The sequence below is a fragment of the Curtobacterium poinsettiae genome, from assembly GCF_047226435.1.
Lineage (GTDB): Bacteria > Actinomycetota > Actinomycetes > Actinomycetales > Microbacteriaceae > Curtobacterium > Curtobacterium poinsettiae.
In genome coordinates, this window is the sequence record NZ_CP178434.1 from 977,103 (window position 1) to 993,890 (window position 16,788).

Annotated in this window: 14 protein-coding genes; 9 read left to right on the forward strand and 5 right to left on the reverse strand. The window is 72.4% G+C overall.

The annotated features are described in order from the left end of the window. The first annotated feature begins 50 nt into the window (after positions 1 to 50). The 4 genes from ACL00U_RS04615 (at position 51) to ACL00U_RS04630 (ending at position 5,382) form a co-directional block, all read left to right on the forward strand. Positions 51 to 1,604 (forward strand): inositol monophosphatase family protein, encoded by a 1,554-nt coding sequence (locus tag ACL00U_RS04615; RefSeq protein ID WP_159557629.1) that lies wholly within the window; start codon positions 51 to 53, stop codon positions 1,602 to 1,604. A 1,072-nt stretch (positions 1,605 to 2,676) separates the two neighbouring features. Next, entirely contained in the window at positions 2,677 to 3,465 is a 789-nt protein-coding gene (locus ACL00U_RS04620) for a hypothetical protein (protein WP_056073046.1), read from the forward strand. 58 nt (positions 3,466 to 3,523) lie between these two features. Further along, complete coding sequence (locus tag ACL00U_RS04625; RefSeq protein WP_159557631.1) at positions 3,524 to 4,537, forward strand: ATP-binding cassette domain-containing protein; 1,014 nt, start codon at positions 3,524 to 3,526, stop codon at positions 4,535 to 4,537. Continuing rightward, complete coding sequence (locus ACL00U_RS04630; RefSeq protein WP_307362028.1) at positions 4,534 to 5,382, forward strand: ABC transporter permease; 849 nt, start codon at positions 4,534 to 4,536, stop codon at positions 5,380 to 5,382. Before ACL00U_RS04625 ends, ACL00U_RS04630 begins: the two co-directional genes overlap by 4 nt. Before the next feature lie 127 nt (positions 5,383 to 5,509). Here the strand turns inward: ACL00U_RS04630 and ACL00U_RS04635 are convergent, their stop codons facing one another. Next, a complete protein-coding gene (locus ACL00U_RS04635; protein WP_017886986.1) occupies positions 5,510 to 6,172 on the reverse strand; it encodes a LuxR C-terminal-related transcriptional regulator in 663 nt (220 codons plus the stop codon). Further along, a complete protein-coding gene (locus ACL00U_RS04640) occupies positions 6,169 to 7,404 on the reverse strand; it encodes a PspC domain-containing protein (protein WP_412873871.1) in 1,236 nt (411 codons plus the stop codon). The genes ACL00U_RS04635 and ACL00U_RS04640 overlap by 4 nt, the downstream gene beginning before the upstream one ends. 114 nt (positions 7,405 to 7,518) lie before the next feature. On the opposite strand from ACL00U_RS04640, the gene ACL00U_RS04645 reads away from it, so the two are divergent. From ACL00U_RS04645 to ACL00U_RS04660, 4 genes are all read left to right on the forward strand, one after another. Further along, complete coding sequence (locus ACL00U_RS04645; protein ID WP_412873872.1) at positions 7,519 to 8,910, forward strand: PspC domain-containing protein; 1,392 nt, start codon at positions 7,519 to 7,521, stop codon at positions 8,908 to 8,910. An 11-nt stretch (positions 8,911 to 8,921) separates the two neighbouring features. Beyond that, positions 8,922 to 9,200, forward strand: a complete 279-nt coding sequence (locus ACL00U_RS04650) for a hypothetical protein (protein WP_412873873.1) — start codon at positions 8,922 to 8,924, stop codon at positions 9,198 to 9,200. Positions 9,201 to 9,354: 154 nt separating this feature from the next. Further along, positions 9,355 to 11,256 carry an amino acid transporter gene (locus ACL00U_RS04655; protein ID WP_228499484.1) on the forward strand — a complete coding sequence of 634 codons (1,902 nt, stop codon included), beginning with the start codon at positions 9,355 to 9,357 and terminating at the stop codon, positions 11,254 to 11,256. Further along, on the forward strand, positions 11,253 to 12,260 hold the full coding sequence (locus ACL00U_RS04660) for a DMT family transporter (protein WP_262118487.1): 1,008 nt from the start codon (positions 11,253 to 11,255) through the stop codon (positions 12,258 to 12,260). Before ACL00U_RS04655 ends, ACL00U_RS04660 begins: the two co-directional genes overlap by 4 nt. A gap of 47 nt (positions 12,261 to 12,307) precedes the next feature. Here the strand turns inward: ACL00U_RS04660 and ACL00U_RS04665 are convergent, their stop codons facing one another. Continuing rightward, the gene (locus tag ACL00U_RS04665) at positions 12,308 to 13,990 is read right to left on the reverse strand and encodes a long-chain-fatty-acid--CoA ligase (protein ID WP_042541379.1); all 1,683 of its coding nucleotides are present in this window, start codon (positions 13,988 to 13,990) and stop codon (positions 12,308 to 12,310) included. A gap of 95 nt (positions 13,991 to 14,085) precedes the next feature. Here ACL00U_RS04665 and ACL00U_RS04670 point away from each other — a divergent pair, with 95 nt between their 5' ends. Further along, entirely contained in the window at positions 14,086 to 14,997 is a 912-nt protein-coding gene (locus ACL00U_RS04670; RefSeq protein WP_017886980.1) for an oxygenase MpaB family protein, read from the forward strand. 187 nt (positions 14,998 to 15,184) lie between these two features. On the opposite strand, the gene ACL00U_RS04675 is transcribed toward ACL00U_RS04670, so the two are convergent. Both ACL00U_RS04675 and ACL00U_RS04680 read right to left on the reverse strand, forming a co-directional pair. After that, complete coding sequence (locus ACL00U_RS04675; RefSeq protein ID WP_412873874.1) at positions 15,185 to 16,216, reverse strand: aldo/keto reductase; 1,032 nt, start codon at positions 16,214 to 16,216, stop codon at positions 15,185 to 15,187. Then, positions 16,213 to 16,779 carry a TIGR03086 family metal-binding protein gene (locus ACL00U_RS04680; protein WP_042541377.1) on the reverse strand — a complete coding sequence of 189 codons (567 nt, stop codon included), beginning with the start codon at positions 16,777 to 16,779 and terminating at the stop codon, positions 16,213 to 16,215. Before ACL00U_RS04680 ends, ACL00U_RS04675 begins: the two co-directional genes overlap by 4 nt. Between the last annotated feature and the right edge of the window lie 9 nt (positions 16,780 to 16,788).

Genomic DNA, 16,788 nt, shown 5'->3' on the forward strand with positions numbered 1-16,788 from the left:
TGTCAGCCTCGGTTGCGTCTGCGTCTGCGTCTGTCGCTGCGGTCGACCGTGTGGTCTCGACCAGCCTGGACGCCAGGCCCGGCGTGCGTCCGCCACGCCTCGTCGCTCACCGTGGTGCGCCGCGCGTCCGGCGCGAGAACACGCTGCCCGCCCTCGCGGTCGCCGAGGCGCTCGGCGCCGAGGTGATCGAGGTCGACGTCCGTCGCACCGCCGACGGCGTCGCCGTCCTGCTGCACGACGAGACCCTCGGCCGGATGTGGGGCGACGCCCGCCGCGTGGCCGACGTCGACTGGTGCGACGTCGCGCGGCTCGGCAACGGCCTCGACCGGATCCCGCGGCTCGACGGTGCGCTCGAACGCCTCGACGGCTGCCGGTCGACCCTGCTCGTCGACCTGACCGACGCCGAGGACGCCCTGGTCGCCGCCCGCACCGTCGCGGGCTTCACCGGTTCCACCGCGGTGGCCTGGTGCGGGGCGCCCGCGGCGATGGCAGCCGTCCGCTCGGTGCTGCCCGACGCCGACGTCTGGCTGGCGTGGGAGTCGCTCGACCCGCCCGTCCCCACGGACCTCGACGCGCTCCACCCGTCGACGCTCAACCTCGACGTCGCCTTCCTCACCCCGCACACCGTCGAGGTCGCGCACGCCCTGGGCCTGCGCGTCGCGGTCTGGACCATCGACGACGTCGAACCCGCGATCTGGGCGGCCCGGCTCGGCGTCGACTCGATCACCACGAACGACGTCGGGGCCATCGGCGCCGCGTTGTCGGCGGCGGAACGCGACGGCTGGCCCGAGCGTGACCGCGAGGCCACCGAGACCGAGGTCGCCTCGCGCGCCCAGGCCTTGGCCCACCGCATCGCCCACGAGGTCATCGCCTACACGCGGGAACACCCCGTCAGCGAGGTCCACACGAAGGCCAACCCCGCCGACCTGGTCACCGACGTCGACCGCCTGGTGGAGCAGCACGTCCGCTCCCGCGTGCGGATGGTGTTCCCGACGCACGGGTTCACCGGCGAGGAGTACGGCGAGGCCCCCGGCGACCGGCACCGCTGGTTCCTCGACCCCGTCGACGGCACCACGAACCTGGCGAACGGTGTGCCCTGGACTTCGATGTCACTCTGCCTGACCCGTGGCGGACGCCCACTCGTCGGCGTCGTCGCGGACCCCTGGCGCGGTGAGGTGCTCGAGGCGCGACGCGGGCGCGGTGCCACCCTGCGCGACCGGCAGCTCCGGCTCGACGACGCACCCCGGCCGCTCGCCGGCGCCGTCGTCGGCACCGAGCTCGACGGGCACCGACCGTGGGCGGGCTTCGGGGCGTTCCTCGACGCGCTGGCCGACCGGTCGTGCACGCTCCGGGTGCAGGGATCGGGGACGCTGACCATCGCGCAGGTCGCGGCCGGGCGGGGGATCGGCGGCTGCGTGTCGGCGTTCAACCCCATCGACCACGGCGCCGCGGTACTGCTCGTGCACGAGGCCGGGGGCGTCGTGCTGACGCGATCCGGTCCCGTCGAGGGCTTCCCGCCCGTGGGGGAGCCGTTCCTGGTGGCGCACCCCGGGGCCGCCGACGAACTGCACGCGGTGTGGACGGCGGCGCTCGCCGCGGGGTGAGCCGCGCGGCGCACGGTGCGGGGTCCGCGATGCGGTGCGGGGTTGGCTGCCGGGTGCCGTGCTGCAAGCGCGCACCGGGCGGCTAACCGAGCACGGCGTGCGCAGGTGCGCACGGTGCGGACTGGAGGCGCGGTGCCAGCCTGGCACGCGCCTCCCGGCCGGTGGGTGGTGCGCACGGTGCGGGGTCTGCGATGCGGTGCGGGGTTGGCTGCGGGGTGCGGTGTTGCAAGCGCGCACGGGGCTGGGAAGCGCGCACGGGGTGCGCAGGTGCGCACGGTGCGGACTGGAGGCGCGGTGCCAGCCTGGCACGCGCCTCCCGGCCGGTGGGTGGTGCGCACGGTGCGGGGTCTGCGATGCGGTGCGGGGTTGGCTGCGGGGTGCGGTGTTGCAAGCGCGCACGGGGCTGGGAAGCGCGCACGGGGTGCGCAGGTGCGCACGGTGCGGACTGGAGGCGCGGTGCCGGTCCGGTACGCGCCTCCCGGCCGGTGGGTGGTGCGCACGGTGCGGGGTCTGCGATCTGGTGCGGGGTTGGCTGCCGGGTGCGGTGCTGCATCCGCGCACGGGGCTGGGAACCGCGCACGGGACGTGCAGGTGCGCACGGTGCGGACTGGAGGCACGGTGCCAGCCCGGCACGCGCCTCCCGGCCGGTGGGCGGTGGGCACGGTGCGGGGTCTGCGATCTGGTGCGGGGTTGGCTGCCGGGTGCGGTGTTGCAAGCGCGCACGGGGCTGGGAACCGCGCACGGGGTGCGCTGGTGCGCACGGTGCGGACTGGAGGCACGGTGCCAGCCCGGTACGCGCCTCCCGGCCGGTGGGTGGTGCGCACGGTGCGGGGTCTGCGATCTGGTGCGGGGTTGGCTGCCGGGTGCGGTGTTGCAAGCGCGCACGGGGCTGGGAACCGTGCACGGGGTGCGCAGGTTCGCACGGTGCGGGCTGGAGGCGCGGTGCCGGCCCGGTACGCGCCTCCCGGCCGACTCTGAGCGGGCGCTCAGTCATCGGACGCCGCGGGTTCGTAGGGTTGCAGTCCACGACCGGTCCGTCCGGACCGACCGTGCACCCGAAGGAGCATCGACCATGGGATTCCTCGACCGCCTGCTCGGACGTCCGGAGCGAGACCGATCCGCTGACGCACAGCAGAACCAGTGGGGGCAGCCGCAGCAGCAGGGCTACCGGTACGGCCAGCAGTCCTACCAGCAGCCGGCACCGTCCGCACCGCAGGGCAGCCAGTACGGCGTCCCGCAGTGGGGCGGTGCACCGACGCAGCAGCAGGGTGCGACCACCGACGACGAGCGTGCGGTCGAGCGCTACCGCTACCTGCTCCGCACCGCGCCGCCGGAGCGCATCGAAGAGGTCCACGCCGAGGCCTTCGCCAAGCTGACCGACGAGCAGCGCCGGATGGTCTACGACGAGTTCACCCGAACGGCCCCTCCTGGTGAGGCGCCCCGTGGGGACGACCCACGCTCGCTGGCCCAGTCGGCGACCCGGTCCGAGATCCGCCAGCCGGGCTTCATGGAGCGCTCGCTCGGCGGTGTCGGTGGGGGCGGCGGCCGCTTCGGTGGGCAGCGCGGTGGACCCTCGTTCGGCAGCATGATCGGTGCCTCGATCCTCGGGACGGTGGCCGGCTACGTCATCGGATCCGCGATCATGAGCGCCTTCCTGCCCGACCCCGGTTCGTTCGATGGCGGTACCGACGCTGCGGGTGACGGCGGTTCGGAGGACACTGGTTCTGAATCCGGTGATGCCGGGGCGTCCGACGGTGGCGCATCCGACGGCGGCGGCTTCGACAATGCGGGCTGGGGCGACAGCGGATCCGACTTCGGCGGTGGCTTCAGCGACTTCGGTGGTGGCGACTTCGACGTCTGAGTGACGTCCGTCGCTCCACCGGACCCCGGGTACCCACCGTGTCCGACGAAGGAGCGACATGGCCATCATCGAAGCCTCCGGGCTGACCAAGACGTACAAGTCGAAGTCCGGGCCGGTGCACGCACTGGCCGGACTCGACCTGTCGGTGCCGCAGGGCACCGTGAAGGCACTGCTCGGGCCGAACGGTGCGGGCAAGACGACCACCGTGAAGGTGCTGACCACCCTCATCACGCCCGACTCCGGCACCGCGACGATCGACGGCATCGACGTGATCGCCGATCCGCAGGCCACCCGGCGCTCGATCGGGGTGTCCGGACAGTACGCGGCGGTCGACGAGAACCTGACCGGGTTCGAGAACCTCGAGATGATCGGGCGGCTGTACCACCTGGGTCGTCGGACCTCGCGTGACCGTGCTCGTGAGCTCATCGACGTCTTCGACCTGTCCGAGGCGGGGGACCGCCCGGTCAAGGGCTTCTCGGGCGGCATGCGACGACGGATCGACCTGGCCGGGGCCCTCGTGATGAACCCGCGGGTGCTGTTCCTCGACGAGCCGACGACGGGCCTCGACCCCCGCAGCCGGCTGGCGCTCTGGGGCATCATCGAGGACCTCGTGGCCGAGGGCGCGACGGTGCTCCTCACAACCCAGTACCTGGAAGAGGCCGACCGGCTCGCCGACGACATCGCGGTCATCGACGACGGCACGGTCATCGCCGAGGGGACCTCCGACCACCTGAAGGCGCAGGTCGGTGGGCACCGGGTCGTCGTGACCCTGGTGGACGAGGCCGACGGCGACGCGGCGACCACCGTCCTCCGCCGCTACGGGGTCGGCGAGGTCGAGACCTCGGGCGACGGCCGCACCCGTGCCATCGCGGTCGAGGCCGGACCGGCCGCCCTGCAGCGCGTGCTCGCCGACCTCGGTGCGGCCGGCATCGACCTGCACGACGCCGGCATGCGGCGCCCGACCCTCGACGACGTCTTCCTCCGCCTGACCGGCCACGCCGCGACGGACGACGACGCCGTTGACCCCGCGGCGACCACGCAGAAGACCAAGCAGAAGGAGGCGGCACGATGACCGCCACCTCCCTGGCCTCGGGCCGTCAGCTGCCCGTCGTCGTCACCTCGCCGCTCGCCGTCTGGGTCGAGGACGGCTGGACCGTCACCAAGCGCAACCTCATCAAGCTCAAGCGGTCGCCGGACATGCTCGTCTTCGCCGTGCTGCAGCCCATCATGTTCGTCCTGCTGTTCAGCCAGGTCTACGGCGGCGCCATCCAGGTGCAGGGCACCGACTACACGCAGTTCCTGATGGCGGGGATCTTCGCGCAGACCGTGGTGTTCGGCGCGACGTTCTCCGGGTCGGCGATGGCGCAGGACCTGAAGGAAGGACTGATCGACCGGTTCCGCACGCTGCCGATGTCGGCGTCCGCCGTGCTGGTCGGACGGACCAACTCCGACCTCGTGCTCAACTCGATCTCGATGGCGATCATGATGCTCACCGGCCTGGCGGTCGGGTGGCGCGTCAACTCGTCCCCGCTCGAGTTCCTGGCCGGCATCGCCCTGCTGCTGCTCTTCAGCTACGCGTTCAGCTGGGTGATGGCGTTGCTCGGCATGAGCGTCAAGACACCCGAGGTCATCAACAACGCCTCGTTCATGATCCTGTTCCCGCTGACGTTCATCTCGAACGCGTTCGTGCCGAGCGACACCCTGCCGCTGGTGCTGCGCGTGTTCGCGGAGTGGAACCCGGTGTCGTCGCTCGTGCAGGCCGCGCGCGAACTGTTCGGCAACGTCGGCTCCGCGCCGGTGCCGGACATCTGGACGATGCAGCACCCCGTGCTGACGGTCCTGATCGGCATCGCGGTGATGCTCGTGGTGTTCGTGCCGTGGTCGGTGAACAAGTACACCAGGATCAGCGCGAAGTGACGCCATGGGCGGTCAACAAGGCTGTGCCATTCACCCCCAGGATCAGCGCGAAGTGACGCCATGGGCGGTCAACAAGGCTGTGCCATTCACCCCCAGGATCAGCGCGAAGTGACGCCGGTGTGGGCGCTCAGAGCAGCTTGCGCTGCAGCGCCCACGCGGTCAGCTCGTGCCGGTTCGACAGCTGCAGCTTCCGCAGGACCTTCGACACGTGGGTCTCGACGGTCTTCACCGAGATGAACAGCTCCGTCGCGACCTCCTTGTAGGCGTACCCGCGGGCGATGAGCCGCATGACCTCCTGCTCGCGGGCGGACAGGCGGTCCAGCTCGGTGTCGTGCTGCGCCGTCTCGCCGCTGACCGCCCCGAACGCATCGAGCACGAAGCCGGCCAGGCGCGGCGAGAACACCGCGTCGCCGTCCGCCACACGGGTCACGGCCTCGGCGACCTCAGCACTCGACGAGCTCTTCGTGATGTACCCGCGGGCGCCGGCCCGGATGACCCGGACGACGTCGTCGGCGGCGTCCGACACGCTCAGCGCGAGGAACCGGGTGTCCGGGTTCCCCGGTGCGGACCGCGTGATCACCTCGGCACCACCACCCCCGCCGCCACCCGGCAGGTGCACGTCGAGCAGGACGACGCGCGGGCGCGTGGTCGCGACGAGCGTCACGGCCTCGTCGACGGTCGCCGCCTCACCAACGACCTGGAGGCCCGGTGGCAGCCCGGCGCGCACGCCGGCTCGGAAGATGGAGTGGTCGTCGACGATCGCGACCGTCAACGGGGCGGGTTCGGTCATGCGTGCTCCTCGTCGTGACTCGCGGGTGCGAGCGGCAGGGTCAGTCGGACCTCGGTGCCCGTGTGCCCCGGCCCGGGCGCGATCGTCGCGAGGCCGCCGAGGCGCTGCATGCGGCCGATGATCGACTCGCGGACGCCGTACCGGCCCGCCGGCACCTGCTCGACGTCGAAGCCCGGTCCGCGGTCGCGGATGCTGATCTCGACCCGGTCGCGGGCGGTCTCGGCGTACACGCTGACGGTCCCGCCGGCGTGCCGGGCAGCGTTGAGCACCGCTTCGCGAGCGGCGGCGACGAGCCCGTCGGGCAGGTCGGTGCGGGCAGGGCCCACCGCGATGACGTCGATGCGGGCGGGGTACTCGGACTCGATCTCGACGGCGGCGTCGCGCAGCTGCGTGCCGAGGTCGCGCGCCGGTTCCGCCTGCTCCGCGAAGAGCCAGGACCGCAGCTCGCGTTCCTGCGCCCGCGCCAGCCGGGCCGCGTCGGAGCGGGGCTCGGCCTTCTGCTGGATGAGGGCGAGCGTCTGCAACACCGAGTCGTGCAGGTGCGCGGCGAACTCGGCCCGCTCGAGGTCACGGACGCGGGCGGCGCGTTCCTCGGCGAGGTCGCGGACGAGCCGGACCACCCACGGGGCGACCACGACGGCGACCCCGACCAGGACGGCGACCGCGGCGGTGAGGACCGTCCAGACGTTCGGGCGGCTGCTCGTCGTGAAGAACAGCAGGATGCCGAGCACGACGAGCACCAGGGCCCCGAGCGCCCGCACGACCAGGGCGGAGGACCGGGCCGTGCGGACGTTGCGGAGCGCGTCGAACTGTCGCCAGGCGAGTGCGGCGCCGGTGACGACGACGACGCCGGGCACGACGAACTCGAGGGGGACCGCCATGCCCATCCGCGCTGCCACCACCGCGCCGGCGGCGGCGAGTAGGGCCACGCCGAGCAGGATCTCGACGACCGGGGCGCGGAGGGCGGACACGGGGTCGTCGTCTCCGGCCACGCCGACGGCAGGCGTCAGGAAGGACTTGAGTGGTGCGCGGCCCGAGGCGGAACCGGCGGGCGCACTCGGGACGGTCGCCCAGAGCCAGGCGTAGAGCAGCAGGCCGGCGCCACCGCAGACCACCAGGACCGCGGTGACGAGCCGGACGGCCCCGACCGGCAGCCCGGTGTGCGCCGCGAACCCGCTGCAGACGCCGCCGACGACCCTCGGGGTCGGGCGCGTCATCGTCGCGGTGGCCATGGGCCAATCCTGGCACCCGGACGGCGCCCGCAGCAGGGTCCGGGGCCGGGATCAGGGACCGGTCAGGGGGAACCCCGATGGTGCCGACGCACGCCTGCCGGGATGCTGGTGGTCATGACCGATCACCAGCACGACTCCGCTCCCGGCACCGCTGCCGGCAGCGCCGACTCGACGACCCGGTTCTTCGACTGGGTCCGCGGCCTCGGCATCACGCGCACCGACGACCGCTGGCTCGCCGGCGTGTGCGGCGCCGTCGCCCGCCGCACCGGGCTCGACCCGCTCGTGGTCCGCGGCGTGGCGATCGTCGTCGCACTGCTGGGCGGGCCGGTCTTCCTGGCGTACGCCGTCGGCTGGGCGCTGCTGCCCGACTCCGCCGGACGCATCCACGTCGACCGGATGATCCGCGGGGTGCTCGACCCCGCACTCATCGCGATCGGCGCCTTCGTGGCACTGACCTTTGTGCCCGCCGCCCGGGGGCTGTGGTGGCAGGGTGTGCCCGATGCCTGGGGGATGCCCAGCTGGCTCGAGGCGACCCTGGCCACCGCGTGGAGCATCGTGCTGGTCGGCGGGATCGTCTGGCTCATCGTGGTCCTGGCCCGACGCGGAGTGGACGGCGACCGGACCGCGCACACCGAAGCCGACCCGTCGGCCGCGCCGCGGGGCGACTTCTGGACCAGCCCCGAGGAGCCGCGCCCGGCCCGGACCGCGTGGACCACCGAGGCGACCGGCGCGCCGGAGCCGGGTCGGGCCTCCTGGCAGTGGGACGTGCCGGTGAGCCCCGAGGACCGGCGACTGCAGCACGAGGAGCGGTTGCGCGCGGAACGCGAGCGGGCCGGCGAACGGCGGGCCGAGCGGGAGCAGTGGCGCCCCGGAGCGGCGTACGTCGCCGTGTCCCTCGGACTCGCACTCGTCGCCGGAGCCGGGGTCGCGTTCTGGGCGCAGCAGGCCGGGTGGTCCGTCCCGGTCCTCGGGATCGCGGCCGCGCTCGCGGTGCTGGCGATCGCCACGATCGTCGCCGGGGTCCGCGGCCGCGACGACGACGTGCTCGGACTGTTCTCGACGGTCGCCGCGGTGGCCCTCGTGGTCACCGGGGTCCTGCCCGCCGGCACACAGGTCTCGCTGATCGGCGGCACCACGTGGCAGGTGGAACGGGCCGCGTCGGGGACCGACCGGAACTTCGCGATGCTGGCCGGTGGGCCCACCCTGGACCTCCGCGGCCTCGAACCGTCGGCCAGCGGGGGCGACGTGACCCTCTGGCTGGGCGCCGGCGGAGCCGACGTGCTGCTGCCGACCGACCTGCCGGTCCGGGTCGAGGTCAGCGGCGTCGGGTACGGCGTGGACACCGGCGGAGGCGACGACGGAGCGGACACCGGCGGGGTGCTCCGGACCACGACGCTGGAGAACCGCGCGGCGCGCACGGCCGATGCGGACGAGACCACGACCGTGCACCTGTGGATCCTCGGCGGCGGCGTCGACGTGCCGCGGGCGATCACGGTCGGCGAGTGAGGAACGGGACCATGACGAACGACGACACCACGAACGACGAGACGACAGCGCCGACGGTTCCGCCGGAGGTTCCCGACGGGCGCGGCCACCGGCCTGTGCGCCGCGGCGCACGGTTCGGCACGATCCTGTGGGGTGTGCTGATGCTCGTGTTCGCCGGGGCGATGGCCGTGAGTGCGCTGCCGATGTTCTCAGTGGACGCCACGACCCTGCTGTTGGCCGCCTGCATCGCCGCCGGCGTGCTGCTGGTCGTCGCGGGGATCGTGGCGACCCTGTCCCGCACACGGCGGTAGTGGGAGCGCCCCGTCCACAGGGTCGTCCCAGTGTGCGCGGGGGTCACCCGGACGGCTTAGCATCATCCACGTGACCGCGACAGACGCCGAGCGGGCCGCCCAGCGCGACGCCACCGAGCAGCCCCTCGACCGCAGCACCCGCCTGCGCCGGTGGATGCTGCACGGGGCCGACCAGGGCGCCTCCCACCAGGGCCCGCACCAGGTCGAGGTCGAGAAGACCCACCCGTGGTGGCGGGTCATGTGCCTGACCGGCGTGGACTACTTCTCCACCCTCGGGTACCAGCCCGCCATCGCCGCGCTCGCCGCGGGGCTGCTGTCGCCGATCGCGACGATCGTCCTCGTGCTCGTCACGCTGTTCGGCGCGCTGCCGGTGTACCGCCGGATCGCCCACGACAGCTTCCGGGGCGCCGGGTCGATCATGATGCTCGAGAAGCTCCTGCCGTGGTGGGCCGGCAAGCTGCTCGTGCTGGTGCTGCTCGGGTTCGCCGTGACGGACTTCATGATCACGATGACCCTGTCGGCGGCCGACGCCACGGCGCACATCGCCGAGAACCCGTACACGCCGCACTGGTTCACCGAGATCCCGGTGCCGCTCACCCTGGCGCTGCTGCTCCTGCTCGGCATCGTGTTCCTGCGCGGATTCAAGGAAGCCATCGGCATCGCGGTCGGGCTCGTCGCCGTGTTCCTCGCCCTGAACGCCGTCGTCATCATCGTCGCGCTCTGGCACGTGTTCGAGAACCCGATGGTCGCGAGCGACTGGTGGTCCGGGCTGACGGCGCAGCACGGCAACCCGCTCGTCATGGTCGGCATCGCCCTGATCGTGTTCCCGAAGCTCGCGCTCGGGCTCTCCGGCTTCGAGACCGGCGTCGCGGTGATGCCGCAGGTCCGTGGCGACGCCACCGACGGCACCAGCGACCGACCCGAAGGCCGGATCCGTGGCACGAAGCGGCTGCTGACGGTCGCGGCGCTGATCATGAGCTCGTTCCTCATCACCTCGTCGATCGTGACGACGTTCCTCATCCCACAGCGCGAGTTCCAGCCGGGCGGTGGTGCGAACGGTCGTGCCCTGGCGTACCTGGCGCACGAGTACATGGGCGGCGTGTTCGGGTCGATCTACGACTTCTCCACCGTCGCCATCCTGTGGTTCGCCGGCGCGAGCGCGATGGCCGGGCTCCTGAACCTCGTGCCGCGGTTCCTGCCCCGCTACGGCATGGCACCCCAGTGGGCTCGCGCCGTGCGTCCCCTCGTGATCATCTTCACGCTCATCGCGTTCGTGATCACGATCATCTTCCAGGCCGACGTCGACGCCCAGGGCGGCGCCTACGCCACCGGCGTCCTCGTGCTCATCACGAGTGCCGCGGTCGCCGTGACGCTGTCCGCGCGCCGCAAGCAGCAGCGCAAGCGCACCATCGCGTTCGGCGTGATCTCGGTCGTGTTCGTCTACACCACGGTCGCCAACGTCATCGAGCGGCCCGACGGCGTGCGGATCGCGGCGATCTTCATCATCGCGATCGTCGTGGTCTCGCTCATCTCGCGTGTGCGCCGCTCGTTCGAACTCCGGGCGTCGTCGATCGAGCTGGACGCGACTGCCCGCCAGTTCGTCGAGGCCGACGCCGACCAGTTCAGCTCGATCTGCATCATCGCCAACGAGCCCGGTGCCGGCACGGCCGAGGCGTACCGGGCGAAGGGGCGCGAGGAACGTCGTGATTCCGGCATCCCGGCGCGCGTGCCGACGATGTTCCTCGAGGTCCTGCCCGCCGACTCGTCCGACTTCGAAGAGGACCTGGTGGTCGAAGGGCACGTCATCCACGGGTTCCGCGTGCTCAAGGTCCGCTCCGGCAACGTCCCGAACACCATCGCGTCGACCCTCCTCGCCATCCGCGACCTCGCCGGTGTGGTGCCGAGCATCTACTTCGAGTGGAACGAGGGCAGCCCGATCCGCAACGCCCTGCGCTTCGTGTTCACCGGTGCCGGCGACGTCGCCCCCGTGACGCGCGAGGTCCTGCGCGAAGCGGAACCCGAGGTCAACCGACGGCCCAACGTCCACGTCGCGTGAGCCGCGGACCGGGCGCAGGACGTGCCTCCAGGCCCGTCGGCGGCCTGGCGGCGATCGTGGTCGCCGCGGCGGTGTGGGGCACCACCGGGACCGCGACGCACTTCGCGCCCGGTGTGCCGGCGTTCGTGTTCGGCGCGGTGACCTTCGGCCTGGGCGGGCTCGTGCTCGCGGCGACCGCGGGCCGGGGCACCCTGCGAGCCGTGGGCCAGCGCCGGACCCGGGGCTGGGCCCTGCTCGGTGCCGTGTCGCTCGTGGTCTACGCGATCGCGTTCTACGCGGCCCTCGCCGACGCCGGTGTCGCGCTCGGCACGACCCTGGCCATCGGCTCGTCGCCCGTCTTCGCCGGCCTGGTCGAGTGGGTCGTCGACCGCAGGCCCGTCACGCGCCGCTGGCTCGTGGCCACCCTGGTGAGCGTGGTCGGCATGGTCGTCGTCACCCTCGCCCGCTCCGGGCACGGCGACGGCGGGCGATCGCTCGCGGTCGGCGTCGGCAGCGCCCTGGTCGCCGGTCTGACGTACGCGCTGTACTCGTGGGCGGTGGCGCGGGGGATGCACGCGGCGACGAGCCGGATGCCGATCGCCGTCGGTCGCGCCGAGGCCGACACCATGCGGGTCGGCGGCGACGTCGGGGTCGCTGCGGCACGGGCAGCCCGCGGGCCGAACGAGCGCGGACTCGTCGGTGCGGTGTTCGGCATGGCCGCGGTGCCGCTCGTCGTGCTCGCCGTGGTGGCGGGCGGGCAGTTCCTGGCCGAGGCCGACGACTGGCCGGTGTTCCTGTACCTGGCGCTGGTGCCGACGGTCATCGGCCACTCGCTGTACGCGGTCGGACTCCGGTCGGTGACGGCATCGGTCGCGACGCTGCTTTCACTGCTCGAGCCCGTCGTGGCCGCGGTGCTGGCGGTGCTCGTGGTGGGGGAGCACCTGGGACTCGGCGGCTGGACCGGCATCGGGCTCGTGGTGGTCGGGCTGTCCGTGCTGGCGCTGCCCGCGCGACGCCTCAGCTGACGAGCAGCGGCGTCTGCGCCCTGCCGCGCCGCCCGGGCGCCGGCGCGTCAGCCGTCCAGGATCTGGTCGCGCACCTTCCGCCGCAGCACCTTGCCGATCATCGAGCGCGGCAGGTCCTCGACCACGACGACCCGGCGCGGCACCTTGTACGCCGCCAGGTGTTCGCGTGACCAGGCCCGCAGCGCCGCGGGGTCGAACGTCGACGGGTCCTTCGGCACGACCGCGGCGACGACCTGCTCGTTGCCACCCTGCGTGATGCCGACGACCGCGACCTCCTTGACGCTGGGGTGCTTGAGCAGGGTGTCCTCGACCTCGGACGGCGACACGTTGAAGCCGCCGGTGATGATGAGTTCCTTCAGGCGGTCGACGATCCGGACGTACCCGTCGGCACCGATGGCCACGATGTCGCCGGTGCGGAACCAGCCGTCGGGCGTGAAGACCTCGTCGGTGGCCTCCGCCTTGCCCCAGTAGCCGCGGAACACCTGCGGGCCACGGACCTGCAGCTCGCCGGGTTCGTCGACGCCGAGCACCTTGGTGTCGTCGTCCGGGTCGACCACGCGTGCCTCGGTGGAGGACAACGGCAGGCCGATCGACCCGAGGCGGCGCTCCGGGGAGACCGGGTTGGCCATCAGGACGGGGGAGCACTCGGACAGGCCGTAGCCCTCGACCAGGTAGCCGTCGGTCCGGGCCTCCCACGGTTCGACGATGTCCTGGGAGAGTGGCATGGCGCCGGAGATGCCGATCTCGATGCCCTTGAGCGACACCTTCGCCGAGTCGGCGGCGTGCTGCAGTCGGGCGTAGATCGGCGGCACGGCCGGCAGGAACGTCGGCGGGTGACGCTTGATGGCGCTCAGGACCAGAGCGGGGTCGAACGCGGGGAAGAGCACGAGCCGCGAGGCCATGCTCATCGCGAAGGTCAGGCAGAGCGTCAGACCGTAGGCGTGGAACATCGGCAGCACCGCGTACACGACGTTGTCGCCGCGGCGGATCTGCGGCACCCACGCCCGGGCCTGGGCGGCGTTCGCCAGCAGGTTCCGGTGACTCAGGACCGCACCCTTCGGCGTCCCGGTGGTGCCGGAGGTGTACTGGATCAGCGCGACGTCGTCGGTGGCCGGGCGCGGGTGCCGTTTCGACAGCTTGCGGGTGTCGGCGACGTCGTCCCACTTCACCGTGCCACGGACCTTCGTCGTCAGCTTCGCGCGGGACTCGCGGGCCTTCGCGACCGGCAGCGCCAGGGCGAGCCGGGTGCTCCGGGGCATCGCACGGGTGATGTCGACCGAGACGATCGCGTCGAGGTGCACGTCGGCCGGGAAGTCCTGCAGCGTCGCGACGGACTTGTCCCAGGCGATGGCGACCTTGGCGCCGTGGTCCTCGAACTGGTGGCGGAGCTCCCGCGGCGTGTACAGCGGGTTGTGCTCGACCACGATCGCGCCGAGCCGCAGCACCGCGTAGAACGCCACGATGTGCTGGGGGCAGTTCGGCAGGACGATGGCGACGCGGTCACCCGCCCCCACGCCGAGCTTCCGCAGGCCGTTCGCCGCGCGGAGGATCTGCTCCTCGAGGTCGGCGTAGCTCGTGGTGCGCTTGAAGAACTCGAGGGCGACCTGCCTGGGGAACTTCCGGGCCGACTGCTCGACCAGGTCGTACAGGGAACCGCTCTGTTCCTCGATGTCGTGCGGGACCCCCGGGGCGTACGAGGCAAGCCAGGGACGAGGCGTGTCGATGCTCACTCGACCAACGTAGCGGGCGACCCCCGTGCACCCTGGGAACGGTCGGCCCGCGCGAAGCCGAGTGCGTTCCCAGGGGGCGGACGGACGATGACGCCATGCCCTCCGTCTCCGACGCCCTCCGGTCCCGCCTCAACGACACGTTCACCGGAGGCGCGACGAGCAAGCCGGAGTGGATCGACGAGCTCGAGCAGGGCACCGACGCCGGGTTCTTCGGCCCGGGCTCCGCGACGTGGTCCGTGCACGGTGGCAAGCAGACGATCGTCGCCGGGGTCCGGGCGCTGCTCGTCCAGGCCCTCCACCCCGGGGTCCTCGCCGGCGTGGCCGACCACTCCCGCTACCGCGAGGACCCGTTCGGCCGCCTCGCCGGCACCATCCGCTGGATCTTCACCGTCTCGCACGGTGACACCGCCACCGCCCGCGGGGCCAGCGAGTGGGTGCTGCGCCTGCACGAGCGGGTCCGCGGCGAGTACGTCGACGGACACGGCACCACGCGGGACTACTCCGCCAACGACCCGCTCATGGCGCGCTGGGTCCACCTGGCCTTCACGGACGCGTTCCTCCGCGCCGCGCAGCGCTGGGGCGATCCGATCCCGGGAGGAGCCGACGCCTACGTGCGCGAGTGGGCGACCGCCGGCCGGCTCATGCGCGTCGAGGACCCGCCGGAATCCGAGGCGGAGCTCCGTGCCCAGATGAACGGGTACCTCGACCGTGGCGAACTGGCGGTGACGGCCCGCACCCGTGACGTCGTCAAGTTCATCCGGAACCCACCGCTCGCGCTGATGCTTCGGCCCGGCTACCAGGCCCTGTTCCAGGGCGCCGTGTCGACGCTGGACCCCCGCCACCGCTCGATGCTCGGTCTGCGGGCCCCGATGATCGGTCCTGTCGAGCTGCCCGTCAGCCGCACGGCCGGCCTGGTGCTCGACGGCATCGGGGGCGTGCTCGGCAACCAGACCGGCACGGAGCGCGCAGCGCTCGTGCGCATCGCACGACTCGAGCGCGGCGCGTAGCCGCTTCCAGGGATCGCCTGCGCAGGACGCCGTCGTCTTGTCGAGACGCCGCCCTGTCCGGCGGCGTTGCGCGAGGACGCAGGCGTGGTACCGACACGACGGCGTGTCGCGGGCCGTGGGGTGACGACGGACGGACGGGAGGAACGGGGCCAGGCCGATCCGCGCCTCCCGTCCGTCTGGTGGTGCGTCAGAAACCGGACGGCACCCGGGGCGTGTACGCGGACTCGAGTCGCGTGACCTCGTCGTCGGTGAGCGTCAGCGACGCTGCGGCCACCGCGTCGTCGATGTGGTGCTCCTTCGTCGCGCCGACGATGGGCGCGGAGACCGCGGGCTTGCTGGCGACCCAGGCCAGGGCGACCTGCGCCATCGGGACGCCGCGCTCGGCGGCGACGGCCTCGACCGTGTCGACGATCGCGCGGTTGGCGTCTTCGTCCTGCTTGTAGAGGGTCTTGCCGAACTCGTCGGTCTGCGCGCGCGAACCCGACCCGGAGGCGTCCCAGGGGCGCGTGACGCGGCCGCGGGCCAGGGGGCTCCACGGGATCACGCCGACGCCGGTGTGCTCGCAGAAGGGGAGCATCTCGCGCTCTTCCTCGCGCTCGAGCAGGTTGTACTGGTCCTGCATGCTGACGAACTTCGTCCATCCGTGGCGTTCGGCGGTGTGCTGCATCTCGGCGAACTGCCACGCCCACATGCTGCTCGCGCCGATGTAGCGCGCCTTGCCAGCCTTGACGACGTCGTGCAGGGCCTCCATCGTCTCCTCGACCGGGGTCTCCGGGTCGAAGCGGTGGATCTGGTACAGGTCGACGTAGTCCGTGCCCAGGCGGGTCAGGGACGCGTCGATCTCGTGCATGATCGCCGCGCGGGACAGTCCGGCGCCGTTCCGACCAGGGCGCATCCGGTTGAAGACCTTCGTGAAGACCTGGACGTCCTCGCGCGGAGCCAGCTCGGCCAGGAGCGTGCCGGTGATCTCCTCGCTGCTGCCGTCGGAGTACACGTTCGCGGTGTCGAAGGTCGTGATGCCGGCCTCGAACGCGCGACGGACGAACGGGCGGGCCTCGTCGATGCCGACGCTCCAGGCGTGCGAGCCCCGGTCCGGGTCGCCGTACGACATCATGCCGAGGACGACGCTGCTGATCTCGAGCCCCGAGTTGCCGAGGCGCTTCGTGTCGGTGGTCATGTTGCTCGTCTCCGTGGTGGTGCCGCTCGTGTCGGTGGTCATGCCGACACTCTGGCATCGCGGCCTGTGACGGCCAGCAGGCGGACCTGCAGCGGGGTGTCATCGGTGACGTCGACCGGGGGCGCGTAGAGGCCAGTCGCCGCCAGGTCTTCGATCTGCGGCTCGAAGTACTCCCACACGGCACGGACGAGCTCGTCGGGCAGGGACTCCTCGGTGCCGGTCGCCCGGGCGAGGTCCCACGTGTGGATCGTGATGTCGCTCGTCTGCTCGGTCAGGTACTGCGCGGCGGGCACGACGTCGGTGCTGAGGTGCACGGGGGTGTCCTGCGGGGCGTTCCGCCAGGCGTCGGTGGCTGCGGTGGCGAACCGGTGCCACTCGGCGACCAGGTCATCGCCGATGGGTTCGAGGTCGGCCTGCGCCTGGGCGTAGTCGCACCCGGTCAGGAGCTTCGGGATCCACCGTTGCTCGTCGACGACGTGGGCGACGAGGTCGCGGGTGGACCACTCGGAGTCGGGGGTGGGGGCGTCCCAGTCGGTGACGGCGGCGACGCGGCGGCCGAACTCGGCTGCCGCGAGGGCCTGCATCGCGATCCAGTCGGTGGCCATGGTGGTGCT

Excerpts from the sequence above, each read along its gene's own strand:
- ACL00U_RS04620 (WP_056073046.1), top strand. The coding sequence starts at position 2,677 with ATGGGATTCCTCGACCGCCTGCTCGGACGTCCGGAGCGAGACCGATCC.
- ACL00U_RS04625 (WP_159557631.1), top strand. The coding sequence starts at position 3,524 with ATGGCCATCATCGAAGCCTCCGGGCTGACCAAGACGTACAAGTCGAAG.
- ACL00U_RS04630 (WP_307362028.1), top strand. The coding sequence starts at position 4,534 with ATGACCGCCACCTCCCTGGCCTCGGGCCGTCAGCTGCCCGTCGTCGTC.
- ACL00U_RS04635 (WP_017886986.1), bottom strand. The coding sequence starts at position 6,172 with ATGACCGAACCCGCCCCGTTGACGGTCGCGATCGTCGACGACCACTCC.
- ACL00U_RS04640 (WP_412873871.1), bottom strand. The coding sequence starts at position 7,404 with ATGGCCACCGCGACGATGACGCGCCCGACCCCGAGGGTCGTCGGCGGC.
- ACL00U_RS04645 (WP_412873872.1), top strand. The coding sequence starts at position 7,519 with ATGACCGATCACCAGCACGACTCCGCTCCCGGCACCGCTGCCGGCAGC.
- ACL00U_RS04650 (WP_412873873.1), top strand. The coding sequence starts at position 8,922 with ATGACGAACGACGACACCACGAACGACGAGACGACAGCGCCGACGGTT.
- ACL00U_RS04655 (WP_228499484.1), top strand. The coding sequence starts at position 9,355 with ATGCTGCACGGGGCCGACCAGGGCGCCTCCCACCAGGGCCCGCACCAG.
- ACL00U_RS04670 (WP_017886980.1), top strand. The coding sequence starts at position 14,086 with ATGCCCTCCGTCTCCGACGCCCTCCGGTCCCGCCTCAACGACACGTTC.
- ACL00U_RS04675 (WP_412873874.1), bottom strand. The coding sequence starts at position 16,216 with ATGACCACCGACACGAGCGGCACCACCACGGAGACGAGCAACATGACC.
- ACL00U_RS04680 (WP_042541377.1), bottom strand. The coding sequence starts at position 16,779 with ATGGCCACCGACTGGATCGCGATGCAGGCCCTCGCGGCAGCCGAGTTC.